Here is a 15,974-nt window from a genome sequence, read left to right on the forward strand (position 1 = left end):
GATTTAGCTGAATGAATAGGTATAGATGATATGAAAAAGAAATTGCTTGCAGTGATGATCCCCGCGATGTTATTCACAGGTACAACTCATGCGGTCGAGCTGTATAACGATCAAACCAATAGCGTCAATATGATGGGTTGGCTAGGCTTTGCGGCGCTAAACGATGGCCACGAAACTTCAGTAATTGATAACTTTTCCCGCGTGGGATTTCGTTTCGACCGCCAAGAGAAAAACGGCTGGCGCTCCTTTGCCCATACTGAATGGGGTATCAATATGGTCACCAGTGACGATGGCCTAATTTATACTCAAGGCCAAGGTGGTGGCCAATTATCCGCTTCAAAAACCTCAGATTTTCTGTTTAACCGTTTAGGTTATGTTGGTATGTCGCACGACAAATGGGGCACCCTCAGCTTTGGTAAACAATGGGGAGCTTACTACGATGTAGCCTATACCACGGATGTGCTCAATGCGTTTACTGGCTGGTCGGTCGGTGCTTATACCTTCGGTGATGGTGGGTTAACGGGAGCAGGTCGTGCCGATGCGGCGCTGCAATACCGTAATACTTTTGGTAATCTACATATCGCGGTGCAATACGCCTCTAAGCAAAATAGCGATGTAGCACTTTATGACAATCAGGGTCACGCCTTAAACGATGGTTCTGAGCTGAGCTTCGACCCAAGCTATGGTGCGAGTGCGACTTACTATTTCACTGATAAATTTAAGGTGTTAGCAGGTTTTAACCGTGGCGACTTCACTGGCAATCTTGCGGGTAAAGACGTAGACAACACCAACCAAATCATCGGTATCGGCGCACAATACGGCAGTTTCTATCAATATGCACCGGGTCGTGATGCTAAGGGATTGTATGTTGGTTTTAACGCCCATAAGAGTGAGCAAAACGAGTTAGTGGGGGGCGAACTGTACGACTCAACTGGTGCTGAATTTATCGTCGCCTACCACTATGATAATGGATTCGTGCCTAGCCTACTGCTGACTTACCAGGATTTGGATACCGATGAAAACACGGCAATTCAAGGTAAATGGACCCGTCAGTTTGCTGTGCTTGGTCTGCATTATCGCTATAGCCGCGACACTATCATGTATGCCGAAGCCAAAATCGATTTCAGCGATATGGACGATAAAGCCTACGAAGACCTACAAGATAACAACTACGCCGTTGGTATTCGTTATTTCTTCTAAGTTCAATGACTTGAGCGACTAATTCGGCAGCATAAATCAAAGGCCACAGATTGTGGCCTTTATTATAACTATCCATTTCTACTCAAAGAGTTAAACAATCCCTAACTTCTTCATTTTACTGCGCAGGGTATTAGCATTGATATCCAGTAATTCAGCGGCACCGCCCGGGCCATAGAGTTTACCCCCCGTGATCCTTAAGGCATGGTTGATGTATTTTTTGGTCATCACCTCTAGCGGCACCAGCTTATCGCTGGCATGGCTTGGATCGATAATCACGGTTTGATTTGATGGGGTTTTCACTTCTTCACAGTGTTGTGGAACCAGAAAACGAAAGTCAAGCGGACCTGCAGGATGCTGGATCATGGCGCGCTCAAGCACATTGATAAGTTCTCGCACATTGCCGGGCCAGCCATATTGATTGAGGATATTCAACTGTTCTGGTGCAATCCTTGGTAACTGCGGCAAATTAAACTTGGCACTGAGCTGCTCGACAAAATGTTGCACTAACAGAGGAATATCTGTGCGTCTTTGTCTGAGTGACGGGATCTCGATGGGGAAAATCGCCAGTCGATACCAGAGATCTTCACGGAACACTTCTCTGTGCACCATAGCTTGAAGGTTTCTGTGGGTCGCCGCGATAATACGAATATCAAGTTGCACTGCATCGTGGCCGCCAACACGGGTGATACAACTATTTTGTAGAACCCTGAGTAGTCTAACTTGGGCCGAAAGCGGTAGCTCGCCAATCTCATCCAAGAAAATTGTGCCGCCGTTGGCTTGTTCGAAGTAACCAATTTTGCGCGAATCGGCGCCTGTAAATGCGCCTTTTTCATAACCAAAAAGCTCGGAGTCAATCAAGGTATCAGGGATAGCGCCACAGTTAACCTTGATAAAAGGTTTACCCGAACGTTCAGACAGCTCGTGAATGGCGTTGGCGATGACTTCCTTACCGCAGCCAGTTTCTCCCAGCATTAACACTGTGGTGTTGATTTTGGCGATGGATTGCACCTGCTGCATCACCTGTTTTAGGCCCGAATTGGCACCAACCACGCCATTTTGAATATCTAAAGTGCGGCGCAGACTGACGTTTTGTTTTGAGAGCGCTTCATTTTCTTTGAGTAAGTTTCGATCCCTTAAATTTAGCGCCGTGATCAGCGCTAAGTTCTGCATATGCGGCGCGATTAAGTCGGCGTGACGTGGTCTAAATACCCCTGTCGTTTTGGCGTAAAAGCCAACGATTCCAAGATGAGTATTTTCTATCGACATTCGCAGGATAATCAGTGACCGAATATCTTTAATCACCTGAGGTGCGACTAATGCAGTAACAGGATCATGCTCAATATCATTAACAATTCTAACCCTTGGTCGCTCGGGATCTTCTAAGTATTGCGCCATTTTTTCAGGAATTTGGACACGCTTATCGAGCGTACAACATTGGGTGTCATCTACATGGGCAATAAACTGTATATCATTAAATTGTTTGCGGAAAATGTTCACAAATAGCCCATCAATGGGCAGTTCATCCCGAATAAACTCAAAGTAGCTCTGTAGGGATTTCTCCAGTTGCAGACTACTACAGAGCCTTAGGGTTGATTCGTAATAAAAGTGTTTTTCCATTGATATTTCAAGTTGATCACTAAGTATCGTGATTGTAGATCTTTATATTTCGTGATTTTGTGCCTGCAATCAAAATTCACCACTTAAATACCTCCTTTTAGGTGCTTGGCACAGCACCTGCACTTTCATGCTGACAAGTTCCAGTGATTATTGAAGGAAATCAGCATGAGTAAAACCCAAGATATTAATGCGGGGCGTCGCCAGTTATTAAAGGGAGGCATGGTCATGGCCGCAGGGCTGGGGGCAAGTATGGCGCTGCCTGCCACAGCAAGTTGTGATTCGGCCCCTGTCAGCTTTGACGAAATAGTGGATGTACTGGTTGTTGGCAGCGGTTTTGCTGGTATGTCAGCAGCGCTGCAAGCCAGAGAGGCCGGTGTGAGCGTGATGATTATCGATAAAATGCCTGTCTTTGGTGGCAACTCGACCATCAACGGCGGTGCGATGGCGGTAGCAGGTTCTGTCCTACAGAAGCAGGCTGGGATTGAAGACTCAGTCGATGCCATGGTCGAAGACATGTTACGGGCAGGCCGCGGCATGAACGATGTTGAAATGCTTAAACTGGTGTGCAACGGCACAGCAGAATCTTGCCAATGGCTAATTGATTACGGTGTTCACTGGAAGCCTTTTGTACAACATTTTGGCGGTCACTCAGTACAACGGGTACTGCAAACCGTCGAAAGCTCAGGTGCAGGCATTATTCGTCCCTTGATCAAAGCTGCGCGTGACAAGGGCGTGGTCATGAAAAATCAGACCAAGCTCGAAGGCTTTGTAAAAGATGAGGCTGGGCGGGTGATCGGTGTCGAAGTTCGTGAAGGTTTTTATTTTCCCAATGAGCGCACGGGTAAAATACGCCGTATCGGCGCGCGCCGCGGCGTGATTATGGCGACCGGTGGTTTTGGCCGTGATATCGAATACCGCATGATGCAATTACCTGAGTTAAATAGTGATTTAGATTCAACCAACCATGCAGGTGCCACCTCTGAGGCACTCAAGCAAATGATGCTGATTGGGGCCAATCCCATTCATTTAGACCAAATTCAACTCGGTCCCTGGGCATCTCCTGACGAGAAGGGGTTTGGCACGGCTTCACAATTTAACACTATTGCCACTTATCCCCACGGCATTGTTGTCGATGTACGCACCGGCGAGCGTTTCTTCAATGAATTAGCCGACCGTAAGGCGCGGGCCGACGCCATTATGACCAGACGAGATGAAAAGGGACAACCTGTCTACCCCATTGGCTTTACTAATGCCGCTGGTGCCAGCAAGGCGCAAACCCTAGATTGGGGACTGAAATATAACGTCATCAGCAAAGCCGAGACCTTAGACGAACTGGCTGCTATTTACGGCATGCCTGCTAAGGCGTTAAAGGCGCAAGTTGAGCGCTGGAATGAGGCGGTTAAGACTGGTGTAGATAAAGAATTCGATCGCCCAATGCAAGAGGCCATCGTGCTAGACAAAGGACCTTGGTATGCGGTGCGTATGTGGCCGAAGGTGCATTACTGCATGGGCGGAGTGAAGGTAAATACCCAATCCGAAGTGCTGCATTTGGTCAGCAATAAAGCCATCCCCGGATTATATGCCGCTGGCGAAGCTACCGGTGGTATCCACGGTGCAAGTCGATTAGGTGCCTGCGCCGTTGCTGAAGGGGTGGTGACGGGGCGTAACGCTGGCCGTAACTGCGCCGCAGCGAGTGCTGTGACACTTAAGCAAGCCTAGATTTTACTAAATATAACAAAATGTTGGAGATGATTATGAATAAATCAGTGTTGATGGCTTCACTCACCTTGAGCTTACTCTCAGGCAGTGCGTTAGCGATGGAGCAAGTCGTGCTTGATGGTAAACATTTAACCCAAGACCAAGCTTGGGCAATTGCCGATGGCGCTAAAGTAAAAATTGCTCCACAAGCGAAAACCCAATTAGTGAAAGCACACGAGCTATTGATGGAAGCCGCACGTCTAGGTAAACCCGTTTATGGTCTAACCGTAGGTGTTGGACTTAATAAAGACCACAAACTGTTCGATGCTAATGGCAAATTGAGTGATGCTGTACTCGATGCCTCAAGAAGTTTTAACTTTAGTACTTTTCGTGCTCATAGTGCAGGCGTGGGTGACGCTGCGTCCATCCGCTTAACACGTTTGGCATTAGCTGTGCGGTTAAATACTATGCTAGCCGGACAAACCGGTGTGCAGCCTGTGGTGGCAGAGCTTTATGAAGCTTATCTTAACAAGGGGTTGACACCTGTGATCCCAGCCAAGGGCACGGTAGGTGAGGCGGACATTCTACTCTCATCCCATGTCGGTTTAGCCATGGTTGGCGAATGGGAAGTATTCTATAAAGGTCAGCGTGTTAGCAGTAAAGAGGCGATGGCTGATGCAGGGATTGCACCATTAGTTCCAATGGGGAAAGATGCGCTGTCGATTTTATCTAACAACGCCTTTGCTGTGGCGTATGCAATGCAAGGTTACCGCGAGGCGAAGCAACTATTGGCCGTGTCGCCCACCGTCTTTGGATTAAGCCTTGAGGGATTAAACGGCAACGTGGCGCCATTCTTGCCACAAACCAATGATATTCGCCCATTCCCTTATATTAAAACCGCCGCCAGTGACATTTTAAAACAACTCGATGGCAGCTATTTATGGCAGCTGAATGATGAGCGTTCTTTGCAAGATCCGCTGAGCTTTAGAACGACAGCTTATACTTTTGCTGGCGCCGAACAGGCCTTAGCTTCATTGGATGAAGTACTCAATATCCAAATCAACCATTCAGATGATAACCCCGCAGTAATTGTGGGTGCCTCAAACCAGTATGCGCAGTTCCCACAAGTGGCTAAGTATTTGGTTGAAGGGCAGGGTGGTGTATTCCCAACCACTAACTTCGAGCCGCTGCCTGTGGCTCTCGCGGTGCAAAACCTGAGTGTGGCCTTGACCCATGTGTCCCATAACAGTGTGATGCGGACCATTCATTTGTCCGATGAACACTTTACTAAGCTGACGCGCTTCCTAAGTGCGCCTGAAAACCAAGGCCATGCCTTTGGTGCGATTCAAAAAGCCTTTGTGGATATGCAAGTGCGTAACAAGCAGTTAGCGACGCCAGTCTCCTTCGATGGGATTTCTATCGCTGGTGGTATTGAAGATACCTTCACTAACCTTAAGTTAGCGTCTGATAACCTGATCCAAATCGTGGATAACACGCGAGTCATCTATGGTTTAGAGCTGCTACATTCAACTCAAGCGATTGATTTACGTAAACAAGCGAATCCTGAGCTGCAGCTTGGTAAAGCGACGCAAGCCATGTACAAGGCTTACCGCGAGAAAGTGCCTTTTGTTGCGAAAGATCGCCCATTCACGCCGGACATCCAAGCGTCGACTGACTTTATTACACACTATTAATCTGCGATGCGGGGCATCATGCCCCGCCTAGGAAGACTCTGATGTTAAAACCCGTATTTATTCTATTACTCGGTGCCATGCTGGCAGCACCTATGGCTACTAATGCAATGAATATCAAGGATTACCATAAAGAGGTAATGACTGGAGCCGATGGTAAAGTCGATTGTGCGGCATGCCACGGTGATGCAAAACGCAAAACTGTTCCCGATGCTGCGACTTGCAGTCGTTGTCATGGTTCACCCGAGGACGTGGCTAAGTTGACTGCGCGCCCTGCGGATGCGGATCATTCGGTTGAGCCGAATCCCCATGACAGTCTGCACTATGGTACTGATCTGCCTTGTACTTACTGCCATCAGGAACACAAAGAAAGTAAAGTCTATTGTAATCAATGCCATGAGTTTACTTATCCTCAAATGAAACGTTAATTTAATTCTCGTTAAACACCCGCTCCCCTGTATTTTGACGATTATATTATTGTCATGCACTCAACTTTGTTGAGTGCATTTTTTCAGCAAAAAAAAGAGTAATCCAACTCGGATTACTCTCACGGAAAATAGGTCGTTGAACGTTGTAGCCAAAATCACTCATTTGGATGAGGAGCCTGCACACAATGACAGCTTTTACTTAATTAACCCTTAAAATTAACATTTATCTTAAGAGTTCACCTCGGTTGAGACTGATGAGCTTATCTAAGATCCGCTCGCCATCCATTCGAATACCATTGTGTTCATATTCTGAGGTTAACCAATACTTTAGGTGCGCTACCTGTTTGGCGGTTTCTAGGCTGAAATCCATCTCGACATACATATCTTCGCTATAAATCGCGGCCGCAACTGGGACGCGGTTTTGGCTGAGCTGCTCAAGATTGTAAAGCGCTGGCCAGTCCGTTTTATGGGCAAGAATATTGGCTGCGGCTTTAAGTGGCGCTAAATGGCTAAATTGTTCAAACATACAAGGGTAAATCATCTCGCCAGTAAACAGGAAAGGTTTACCCACTTGATAGTTAAAGGCCGGATACTGTTCCCGTACCCTATGGGCAGACCACTGTGACGCACTGTGTTGACAGTAGATGGCCTCGTGTAACAGGGCAAAAATTGGGTTGGTGTTATAGTCGAGTAATTGGCAGAAATGATTTAAAAACAGCGGGTTGACATAATCACCTTGGGGCGAGTGCACTAGGGCCTGTTCAAGTAAATAGTAGACTGACTCAGGGCCTTGCTCCATGCCTAAATTAATGCCAAGCAGTTGCAGCATTTCAACCGTGAGGGGTTCACCCGTGGCTAACTGCACTGGATGTTCGAGTAAATGTTTGGCTAGGCGAGTCACCAGATGCTGCGCATCGTGGAAGCGCTGGAAGAAGTCCTTATTCTTGGCGAGTACGCGCTGATAGGTGGCTTGATAAACCTCATCACTGCTGCGCGTTAAGGAGGGAATACCACCTGTGATATAGGCTTCACTTACGCCCTGAGGCGCAGCACTTAAGTAGTGCAGCACGCAGAAACCACCAAAGCTTTGACCGAGGATAGCCCACTTGTCGGCAGGGCAGAGCTGGGTGCGAATGGATTCGGCGTCACGGACGATATTGTCGGCTCTAAAATGGCTTAAATATTCGGCCTGTTGCTCAGGGGGGAAGTGACTGAGGCTCTGATAATTGATGGGGCTAGAAAGGCCTGTGCCCCGTTGATCGAGCAATAAGACTCTAAACTCTTTGAGTGCTCGACGGATCCAGCCGCTATTGCTGGCGGGTCGCATAGCGGCAAAGCCAGGACCTCCTTGGAAAAAGACGATATAGGGTAATTTTTTATCTTTATTTTCAATGGCGCAAAGTTCTCTCGCAAACACAGTAATCTGCTCACCAATGGGTTGTTGGTAGTTGAGTGGCAAAGTAAATGTGTGTTTCTTGGCGAAAACACCAGCGAGCATCATATCGGGTTTCATCAATTGACCTTAAGGGCTAGGCTTGTTATTTATGGCAGATTGTATACAAAAGCCCTGTTGTCGCAAGTTAGGATTATTTGATTAGCCTTTGGTTGAGATCAATTTTTATTATAAAAAATTGAGCCATGATAACCCTCTTAGCGTAATCTATCGGCTATGGATAACACGAGATTGAAGCTATGAAGTACCAAATTATTCCTGTGACACCTTTCCAGCAGAATTGCAGCTTGATCTGGTGTGAAAAAACTAAGCATGCAGCGGTTGTCGATCCGGGAGGGAACGTTGACCGTATTTTAGGTGAAGTCACTAAATTAGGGCTGACCCTTGAAAAAGTGTTACTCACTCATGGTCATATTGATCATGTTGGCGGTGCTAAGTTATTAGCACAACAAACGAATGTACCCATCGTTGGTCCACATGAGGCGGATAAGTTTTGGATTGAAAATCTGCCTAAACAGAGTCAAAACTTTGGTTTTCCCCACTGTGATGCCTTTGAACCCGATCAATACCTGTGTGATGGCGATACCGTCACCGTGGGCGAGCAAAGTTTGACTGTGCTGCATTGCCCTGGCCACACACCAGGACATGTGGCGTTTTATTCGGCCTCATCTAAGCTTGCATGGGTCGGAGATATTTTGTTTAGAAGCTCGATTGGCCGTACTGATTTTCCTCAGTCAAATCATCAAAGCTTGATCCATTCAATCACCTCTAAACTCTGGCCTTTAGGCGCTGACGTGGAATTTATTCCTGGCCACGGACCTATGTCTACCTTTGGCGAAGAGCGTGAACATAATCCCTTTGTGGCTGATCAGTTACTGCTCTAAGTTGCATAACACTGCGTCAATTGACTTAATATCAGCCAAAATGCGAGTTTTAATCAGGTACAATTCATATCTACTGTGCCTGATTAAACCTGCAAACTCATCTCTGCTTGACACACATCTTGGGTCTTTTTAGTTAGATTTATCCGCAACTATCTATTTTTAAGCATTATATTTTGACCTAAACCAAGTATCGGTTATTTACGCAACTGAGAATCGCTCGTAACTCTGTGTATTATTTCATCAAAATTCTGTTTTTTTACGTTTTAGCTACATTTTACTGACTAGACTTAAAGCTAACGTTGTAGGTGTCTATCGGGGTAACTATGAATACAAAAACGATGATGAGTGTTGTTTTTTCCACAATCGTCGCTAGTGCAGTGATTACGGCGGTGCTGAGTTTTAATGTCAAATCTAAGATTGAACTCTTTAATGATGCTGCGAATATTCGCTATCAATCCTACCAAATTGCTGATGAACTTCGGCAAAGTTCTGATGATTTGACCAGACTCGCCCGTACCTATGCGGTGACTGGGGATGAAAAGTACGAAAAAATGTATATGGATATTCTGGCCATTCGTAACGGTGAAAAACCTAGACCGGAAAAATATCACCAGATTTATTGGGATTTGGTGCTCAGTTATGGCGATAAACCTAAGCCAGATGGCGCCAGAGTGGCCATCAAAAGCCAAATGAAGGCTTTGGGGTTTTCCGATGAGGAATTCCATTATCTCGAGCAGGCACAGCAAAATTCTGATGCTTTAGTCGCCCTTGAGGTCAAGGCGATGAACGCGGTGAAAGGAATTTTTATCGATCCTAATACCCAAACCTACAGCATTAAAGGTGAGCCGAATCTCGCGATGGCGAGGGAATTACTACATAGCGATCAATATCATAGTGAAAAAGCCAAGATTATGCAGCCGATCGATCAGTTTTTTACCGCCTTGGATAAACGCACTGAGGGTGAGGTGAGTAATCGATTGGATTCTTTAAATATGGCACTCAATGGTTCGCAGTTTGTACTCTTTTTGGTGATTTTAGTTGCCGTTGGCGGCTTTATTATTGTTAAAAGTAGGATTGTGACTCCACTCGTACAAACCTGTCGCGAATTACTTGATATTCAAAGGTCTAAAAATCTTGCCAGCAGGATCTCAGTTTCGACTCAGGGTGAAATTGGGGAAATTGTTAGCCAAATTAATTTATTCATTTCATCTCTAGCCAGTTCATTAGCGACGACGGACAGTATTGCGAAGGAGGTGGCAGATCTCGCTAAACAAACTAAAGCTTCGATTCAAGTTTCCCGTCAAAGCTCAAACCGAGTCGCCAAAGAGCTTGATGCCAGTGCGAGCGCGATGGAAGAAATGACGACCACCTTAGTGCATGTTAGTGAGAGCACCTCGAACGCCGAAATTCGGGCAGCAGAAAATGAAACCCATGTGGGCGTTGGTCAGGATACGGTTTCAGAGGCATTGAATGCGATGGCGGTGCTCGAACGTGAATTTACGACCACCCAAGATTCGATGCAGCATTTGGTGAATGAGAGCACTCAAGTCAGTAATGTATTAAGTGTGATTAAAGCGATTGCTGAGCAAACTAACTTATTGGCACTCAATGCCGCAATTGAGGCGGCGAGGGCGGGTGAGCAAGGGCGTGGTTTTGCGGTGGTAGCCGATGAAGTGCGTTCACTCGCACAGCGCACTCAAGATTCTACCAAGGAAATTGATGATATTGTTGCCAGTTTACAAAATCGCACCAATCAGGTGGGCAGCTCAGTCACCCAAGCGGCTAACTTAATGAAAAAAGCCTCAGGTGAATTGCAACGTATCGTGACGGTCTTTGATGATATTCGCCATAGCACTGCGGCGATTCATGGGATTAATACCCAAGTAGCGGCATCAACCGAAGAGCAATCTCTGGTGTCTAAGGATATTGCCACCAGTCTTATGGTAATCCGCGATAATTCCCGCGAAGTGTCACAAATTATTGAGCAAATCGAATTCACCTCTATTAGCTTAGATAATCAATCCCAAGCACTACGAACTAAGGCTGGAGAGTATCAGTTTTAACCCTTAGTTCAAGGCTATCTCACACTTGTTGACAGGGATGTCAGCTTTATCCTTTAGCTATTTTGTGTTTCCCCGCTTTTGCCCTTTTAAATTCAATTTTCCTTTGTTAGCTTGTTCTACATAAAGATAATTTTTTAATCAGTTACGCTGATTTCAATCGTGGATGCATTAAATGTGTCCCTAAGTTAGCGAAATAGAGAGGGAGTCAATGTCGATGGATCACCAAATGGAAGACTTATTAGAACATTGGTTGCCCCTCGCGGATGATTCATGGGTGCTGGCGGTGATTACCCATATCCAAGGCTCGTCCTACCGTAAACCCGGCGCCATGATGTTATTCCACGAGTTTGGCCAAGGCGCAGGGATATTAAGTGGTGGCTGTTTAGAGGCCGATCTTCGCCGTCATGCACAGCAAGCCATGCAATCGCAACAGATTACTTGTATCACCTATGATGCGACCGATGAATCCGATGCCAGCTACCGCCTAGGTTGTGGTGGTAAAGTCGATATCATGTTGATCCCTCTGCTTAAAGAAAATCATGATCTTGGCCTAGTGGACATAGTACAAGCGTTTCGCAAGGGGCTGTCGGGCTACTATCAATTGCCCTTAGTGCCTGCGGGCAGCGATGCTCGCAGTTACGCTGCACAGTTTTATCCGGCGCAAAGTGCCCCTTTTCCTACGGCGGATTTTCCAAAGGCGGGCATACTCAGTCAGCCTGAAGGGGAGGCGCTTATCATCCCACTCAGACCGCGATTTCATTTAGGGATTTTTGGTGGAGGAATAGATGCTAAACCCGTGGCAGCGATTGCCCACAGTTTAGGTTGGCAGGTGAGCGTGTTTGATACACGCACCGCCTACGCGAGAAGTGCCGACTTTCCCCATGCCCATATCGTCAAGCAAAGCCTTGATGATGCCGAAGCGCTTGTCGCGCAATTAGATTGCGCCGTGGTCATGCACCATCACCTGAATTTGGATGCGGCGGCGCTCAAAGCTATTCAACCTTTTGATCTTAAATATGTTGCTCTCTTGGGGCCCGCTCATCGGCGGGATAAAGTGCTGGCGATGGCCGAACTCAATACTGAGTCGTTTAGTGGCTTTTTCTCGGCACCCGCGGGGCTTGCTCTTGGTGGCGAGTTACCGAGCGCCATTGCCTTGAGTATCTTGGCCCAATGCCATGGGGTGCTTCATGGCGCGGCATTTTCCTCGCTCGATGGAATGATGCCTTAATGCGCATCAGGCAAAGATTGCTCATTGCTGTGCTCGCGGCAGGTGAGAGCCGGCGCTTTCAGGGGGCGAAGCTGGCACAACGTTTATCAACAGCGGCGAGTGAGGGGCAAGGGCATAGCATCTTACAACGCCATATCGACCGTTTGGCTCGCTTCACCTCGGCTCCATTAGTAATGGGAGCATCTAATCAAGTCACTGCAGAACTGTTGGTAGTGCTTGGTGCCCATCAAACATTATTGCGTCCGCAACTTGACGCTCTCGGAGCGCTAAAACTGACGTTGCTTGATAATCCTAATTGGCAAACAGGTTTGGCGTCGTCTCTGCGAGTTGCGGCGGACTTTGCAAAAGCGCAGCAGTTTGATGGCATGTTACTCACCTTAGCGGATCAAGTCGCGCTGACATTTGAAGACTATCGGCAGGTGATTGAGACTTGGCAGACGAGTCAACAATCTGTGGCCGCTTTTTATACGAACGAAGCTGAGATGTTGAATGGACAAGGGACGTTGGATGAATTAGGCGCCCCTGTTATTTTTAATGCCTCAATATTCGATTTATTAACGGATTTGACCGGCGATCGCGGCGCCAAATCCATCTTAAAACAACTGGCAAATGTGGGTGAGTTAGTGGCTGTTCCTTTGCCCCATGCCGCGATTGATATTGATACTAAAGCCGATCTTGCGTCGTGGTTGGCACTTAAGGAGTGAGTTATGGCAATACCATCCTCGGAGGCGGCACAGGACCAGAGCCTTGCGATGCCTTCCCTAAACCTGACCATTAATGGCAGATCCTTTACTTTAAATGCGGATCCCAATATGCCTATCCTCTGGGCGTTACGGGATATTTTAGGCTTAATGGGCACTAAATATGGCTGCGGCGCGGGGCTCTGCGGCGCTTGTACCGTGCATTTAGATGGTCAGCCTGTGCGCGCCTGTTTAACCAGCGTATCCCAGGCGCAAGGCAAGCAACTGACCACGATTGAAGGGCTGGATAATCAAAAGCTTAAAAATGCTTGGGCCGAAAACAATGTACCCCAGTGTGGTTATTGTCAGGCCGGGCAATTAATGTCAGCAGCGGCTTTAGTCACTCAGCATCCAAAACCATCGGCGGAACAAATTGATGCTGCCATGTCGGGTAATTTGTGTCGCTGCGGTACCTATCCTCGGATAAAAGCGGCGCTGCAAAGCTATGCCAAACAGGAGGGCTAAGATGAGTACATTCACCGCAGTTGAAAATATCAGTCGCCGCGATGTGTTAAAACTCTTCGGCGCCGTCGGGGGCGGTCTCGCCCTTGGTGCCAGTGGCCTCAGTTGGAGTCCAATGGCATTGGCACAGGACCAACAGGCGCGGCTCAATCTGTTTATCGCCATCGGTGAGGACGACAAGGTCTATTTGACCTGCCACCGTTCCGAAATGGGTCAGGGGATCCGCACGGGGATTTTACAAATCTTAGCCGAAGAACTGGAGGCTGATTGGGATAAAATTGTGCCTATTCAAGGGCTCGCCGATAAACGCTACGCCAGCCAAAATACCGATGGTAGCCGCAGTATCCGCGAAAACTATGACCGTATGCGAGAGATGGGCGCGATGGCTCGAACCATGCTTGAACAAGCAGCTGCAGCCCGCTGGAAAGTCCCCGTGAGTGAAGTGCAGGCTAAAGATCATCAAGTGCTGCATGCTAAATCTGGCCGTTCTGCCAGCTTTGGTGAATTAGCCCTCGATGCGGCAGGATTACCACTGCCCGCGGCCGATTCACTGCGATTAAAGGCGGTTAAGGATTTCAAGCAAATAGGGGCTTCGCGTCAGATAGTCGATATGCAAGCCATGCTCACGGGTAAGGCTGTCTATGGCTATGATATCCAACTGGATAACATGCTTTATGCCAGCATTATGCGCCCACCCGTATTGGGGAGCGATGTGGCTAGTCTTGACGATAGTGCGGCGCGCAAAGTAGCAGGTGTGGTCGATGTGTACCGTTTGCCAACGTCCAAGGGCGCGCCCGCTTTTCAAGCCTTAGGCGGCGTAGCTGTGGTGGCGACAAATACTTGGAGTGCGCTGCAGGGACGTAAAGCCTTGCAAGTGAGCTGGACTCAGTCTGCCAACAGTAGCCACGATTCTAAAACCTATCTGCAAGAGCTGGTGGACAAGGTACAAGATCCAGGCAAGGTGGTACGTCAAGTTGGTGATGAGGTCAAAGCCTGGCCAAAGGACGATACCCTTAAGGCGATTTATACCGTGCCTTACCTTATCCATTCTTCCATTGAGCCGCCTGTGGCCACCGCGAATGTGACCGATAAGGGCTGTGAAATTTGGGCATCGACACAAACACCGCAAAGTACCCAACAAAATGTGGCCGCGGCCTTAGGTATCGCCGAGGATGCGGTGAAAGTGAATGTGACGCTACTGGGCGGCGGCTTTGGGCGCAAGTCTAAACCAGATTTCAGTGTGGAGGCGGCGCTACTCTCCAAGCAATTTAAACGGCCGGTGAAGGTGAGTTGGAGCCGTGAGGATGAGATCCAAAACGGTTATTACCATGCCATCAGCGCCCAGTGTTATCAGGCCTTGTTCGATGCCAATAACAAACCCACTGCGCTGCTGGCGCGTACGGGCTTCCCGTCGATCAGCTCCACCTTTGCCGAGGGCGTTGAGTATCCATCCGGTGGAGAGCTGGATTTAGGTTTTGTCGATGTGCCCTTTGCCCTCGCAAATTTACGCTACGAGGCCGTGAAGGCCAGCGCCCACAGCCGTATCGGTTGGATGCGCTCGGTATGCAACATTCAACATGGGTTTGGCGTAGGCAGTTTTGTCGATGAAATGGCCCATAAAGCCAAGTTATCTTGTCCCGATATGTGGCGTAGCTTACTGGGTCAAGTGAGGCGAGAGACCTTTGAGAACCAAGGCTTTAAATATGGCAACTATGGTGAAGACTTAAACCGTCATCCCGTCGATGTCGGCCGTTACCTCAAGGTGATTGAGGCGGTTGAACAAGCCCAAGCCAAGGCGCCTAAAGCGGGTAAGAATCAAGGTTGGGGATTTGCCGTGCATCGCAGCTTTGTGAGTGTGGTGGCGGTGGCGATGCGAGTAGAAGTCGGCGAGGACAAACAGCTTAAGGTGCTAAATGCCATTGCAGCGATTGATGCTGGCACTGTGGTTAACCCCGACAGGGTGAAAGCACAGACCGAAGGCGCGATAGTCTTTGGGTTAAGCTTGGCGCTCATGGGGGAGATCAGTTACCAACAGGGTAAGGTGATGCAGTCTAACTTCCATGATTATCCGCTTCTACGTTTACCCCAAGTGCCAGAGATGGAGATCATCATTATCGATTCGGATGCGCCACCTGCCGGTGTGGGGGAGCCCGGGGTACCGCCAGTGGCGCCTAGTCTGACCAATGCGATATTTGCCGCAACAGGCTTTAGGATCCGCGACCTGCCAGTTAATAAACAGTTAAAGGTGTGAAACGATACCTGAGTGAGCAAAAAAGCGCCTAATAAGCGCTTTTTTCGTTTTTTTACCACAAATAAATTGCTTGTTAGCAAATTTACGGGCATTAATGCCGAAAATTAGCAATAGATCAGGTTTTTGTTACCAGAATAGAGGTAATTTAACCAATATGTTTACTCAAGTGACCTAAGGTATGCGGACTCGCGTACACATTCATTTGAATCGGTTACTAGTCGGCCTGTGAGTCAGTTTTCGATTGCAGATCCCTACTAAA

The 15,974-nt window shown here is 47.8% G+C and carries 12 protein-coding genes; 10 read left to right on the forward strand and 2 right to left on the reverse strand.

What is annotated here, in order from left to right; genetic code table 11:
* Nucleotides 1-30: 30 nt before the first annotated feature.
* The gene (locus CEQ32_RS01530; protein ID WP_088585381.1) at nucleotides 31-1,200 is read left to right on the forward strand and encodes a porin; all 1,170 of its coding nucleotides are present in this window, start codon (nucleotides 31-33) and stop codon (nucleotides 1,198-1,200) included.
* 90 nt (nucleotides 1,201-1,290) lie between these two features.
* On the opposite strand, the gene CEQ32_RS01535 is transcribed toward CEQ32_RS01530, so the two are convergent.
* Entirely contained in the window at nucleotides 1,291-2,817 is a 1,527-nt protein-coding gene (locus CEQ32_RS01535; protein ID WP_088585382.1) for a sigma-54 interaction domain-containing protein, read from the reverse strand.
* 165 nt (nucleotides 2,818-2,982) lie between these two features.
* Here CEQ32_RS01535 and CEQ32_RS01540 point away from each other — a divergent pair, with 165 nt between their 5' ends.
* The 3 genes from CEQ32_RS01540 to CEQ32_RS01550 are packed head-to-tail and all read left to right on the forward strand — an operon-like array spanning nucleotide 2,983 to nucleotide 6,634.
* Complete coding sequence (locus CEQ32_RS01540) at nucleotides 2,983-4,536, forward strand: flavocytochrome c (RefSeq protein ID WP_088585383.1); 1,554 nt, start codon at nucleotides 2,983-2,985, stop codon at nucleotides 4,534-4,536.
* Between the two features lie 35 nt (nucleotides 4,537-4,571).
* On the forward strand, nucleotides 4,572-6,209 hold the full coding sequence (locus CEQ32_RS01545; RefSeq protein WP_088585384.1) for an HAL/PAL/TAL family ammonia-lyase: 1,638 nt from the start codon (nucleotides 4,572-4,574) through the stop codon (nucleotides 6,207-6,209).
* 41 nt (nucleotides 6,210-6,250) lie between these two features.
* Entirely contained in the window at nucleotides 6,251-6,634 is a 384-nt protein-coding gene (locus tag CEQ32_RS01550) for a cytochrome c3 family protein (RefSeq protein WP_088585385.1), read from the forward strand.
* Nucleotides 6,635-6,857: 223 nt separating this feature from the next.
* Here CEQ32_RS01550 and CEQ32_RS01555 read toward each other — a convergent pair whose 3' ends face one another.
* Entirely contained in the window at nucleotides 6,858-8,147 is a 1,290-nt protein-coding gene (locus CEQ32_RS01555) for an alpha/beta fold hydrolase (RefSeq protein WP_088585386.1), read from the reverse strand.
* Between the two features lie 179 nt (nucleotides 8,148-8,326).
* Here CEQ32_RS01555 and CEQ32_RS01560 point away from each other — a divergent pair, with 179 nt between their 5' ends.
* From CEQ32_RS01560 to CEQ32_RS01585, 6 genes are all read left to right on the forward strand, one after another.
* Nucleotides 8,327-8,971 (forward strand): MBL fold metallo-hydrolase, encoded by a 645-nt coding sequence (locus tag CEQ32_RS01560; RefSeq protein ID WP_037431095.1) that lies wholly within the window; start codon nucleotides 8,327-8,329, stop codon nucleotides 8,969-8,971.
* A gap of 323 nt (nucleotides 8,972-9,294) precedes the next feature.
* Nucleotides 9,295-11,034: a methyl-accepting chemotaxis protein gene (locus tag CEQ32_RS01565; protein ID WP_088585387.1), complete on the forward strand. Its 1,740-nt coding sequence runs from the start codon at nucleotides 9,295-9,297 to the stop codon at nucleotides 11,032-11,034.
* Nucleotides 11,035-11,248: 214 nt separating this feature from the next.
* Entirely contained in the window at nucleotides 11,249-12,262 is a 1,014-nt protein-coding gene (locus CEQ32_RS01570) for an XdhC family protein (protein ID WP_088585388.1), read from the forward strand.
* Entirely contained in the window at nucleotides 12,262-12,966 is a 705-nt protein-coding gene (locus CEQ32_RS01575) for an NTP transferase domain-containing protein (protein WP_088585389.1), read from the forward strand. Before CEQ32_RS01570 ends, CEQ32_RS01575 begins: the two co-directional genes overlap by 1 nt.
* A gap of 3 nt (nucleotides 12,967-12,969) precedes the next feature.
* Complete coding sequence (locus CEQ32_RS01580; RefSeq protein WP_088585390.1) at nucleotides 12,970-13,467, forward strand: (2Fe-2S)-binding protein; 498 nt, start codon at nucleotides 12,970-12,972, stop codon at nucleotides 13,465-13,467.
* Between the two features lies 1 nt (nucleotide 13,468).
* A complete protein-coding gene (locus CEQ32_RS01585; protein WP_088585391.1) occupies nucleotides 13,469-15,715 on the forward strand; it encodes a xanthine dehydrogenase family protein molybdopterin-binding subunit in 2,247 nt (748 codons plus the stop codon).
* The last annotated feature ends 259 nt before the right edge of the window (nucleotides 15,716-15,974 follow it).

It is taken from the genome of Shewanella sp. FDAARGOS_354 (assembly GCF_002209245.2).
GTDB lineage: Bacteria > Pseudomonadota > Gammaproteobacteria > Enterobacterales > Shewanellaceae > Shewanella > Shewanella xiamenensis.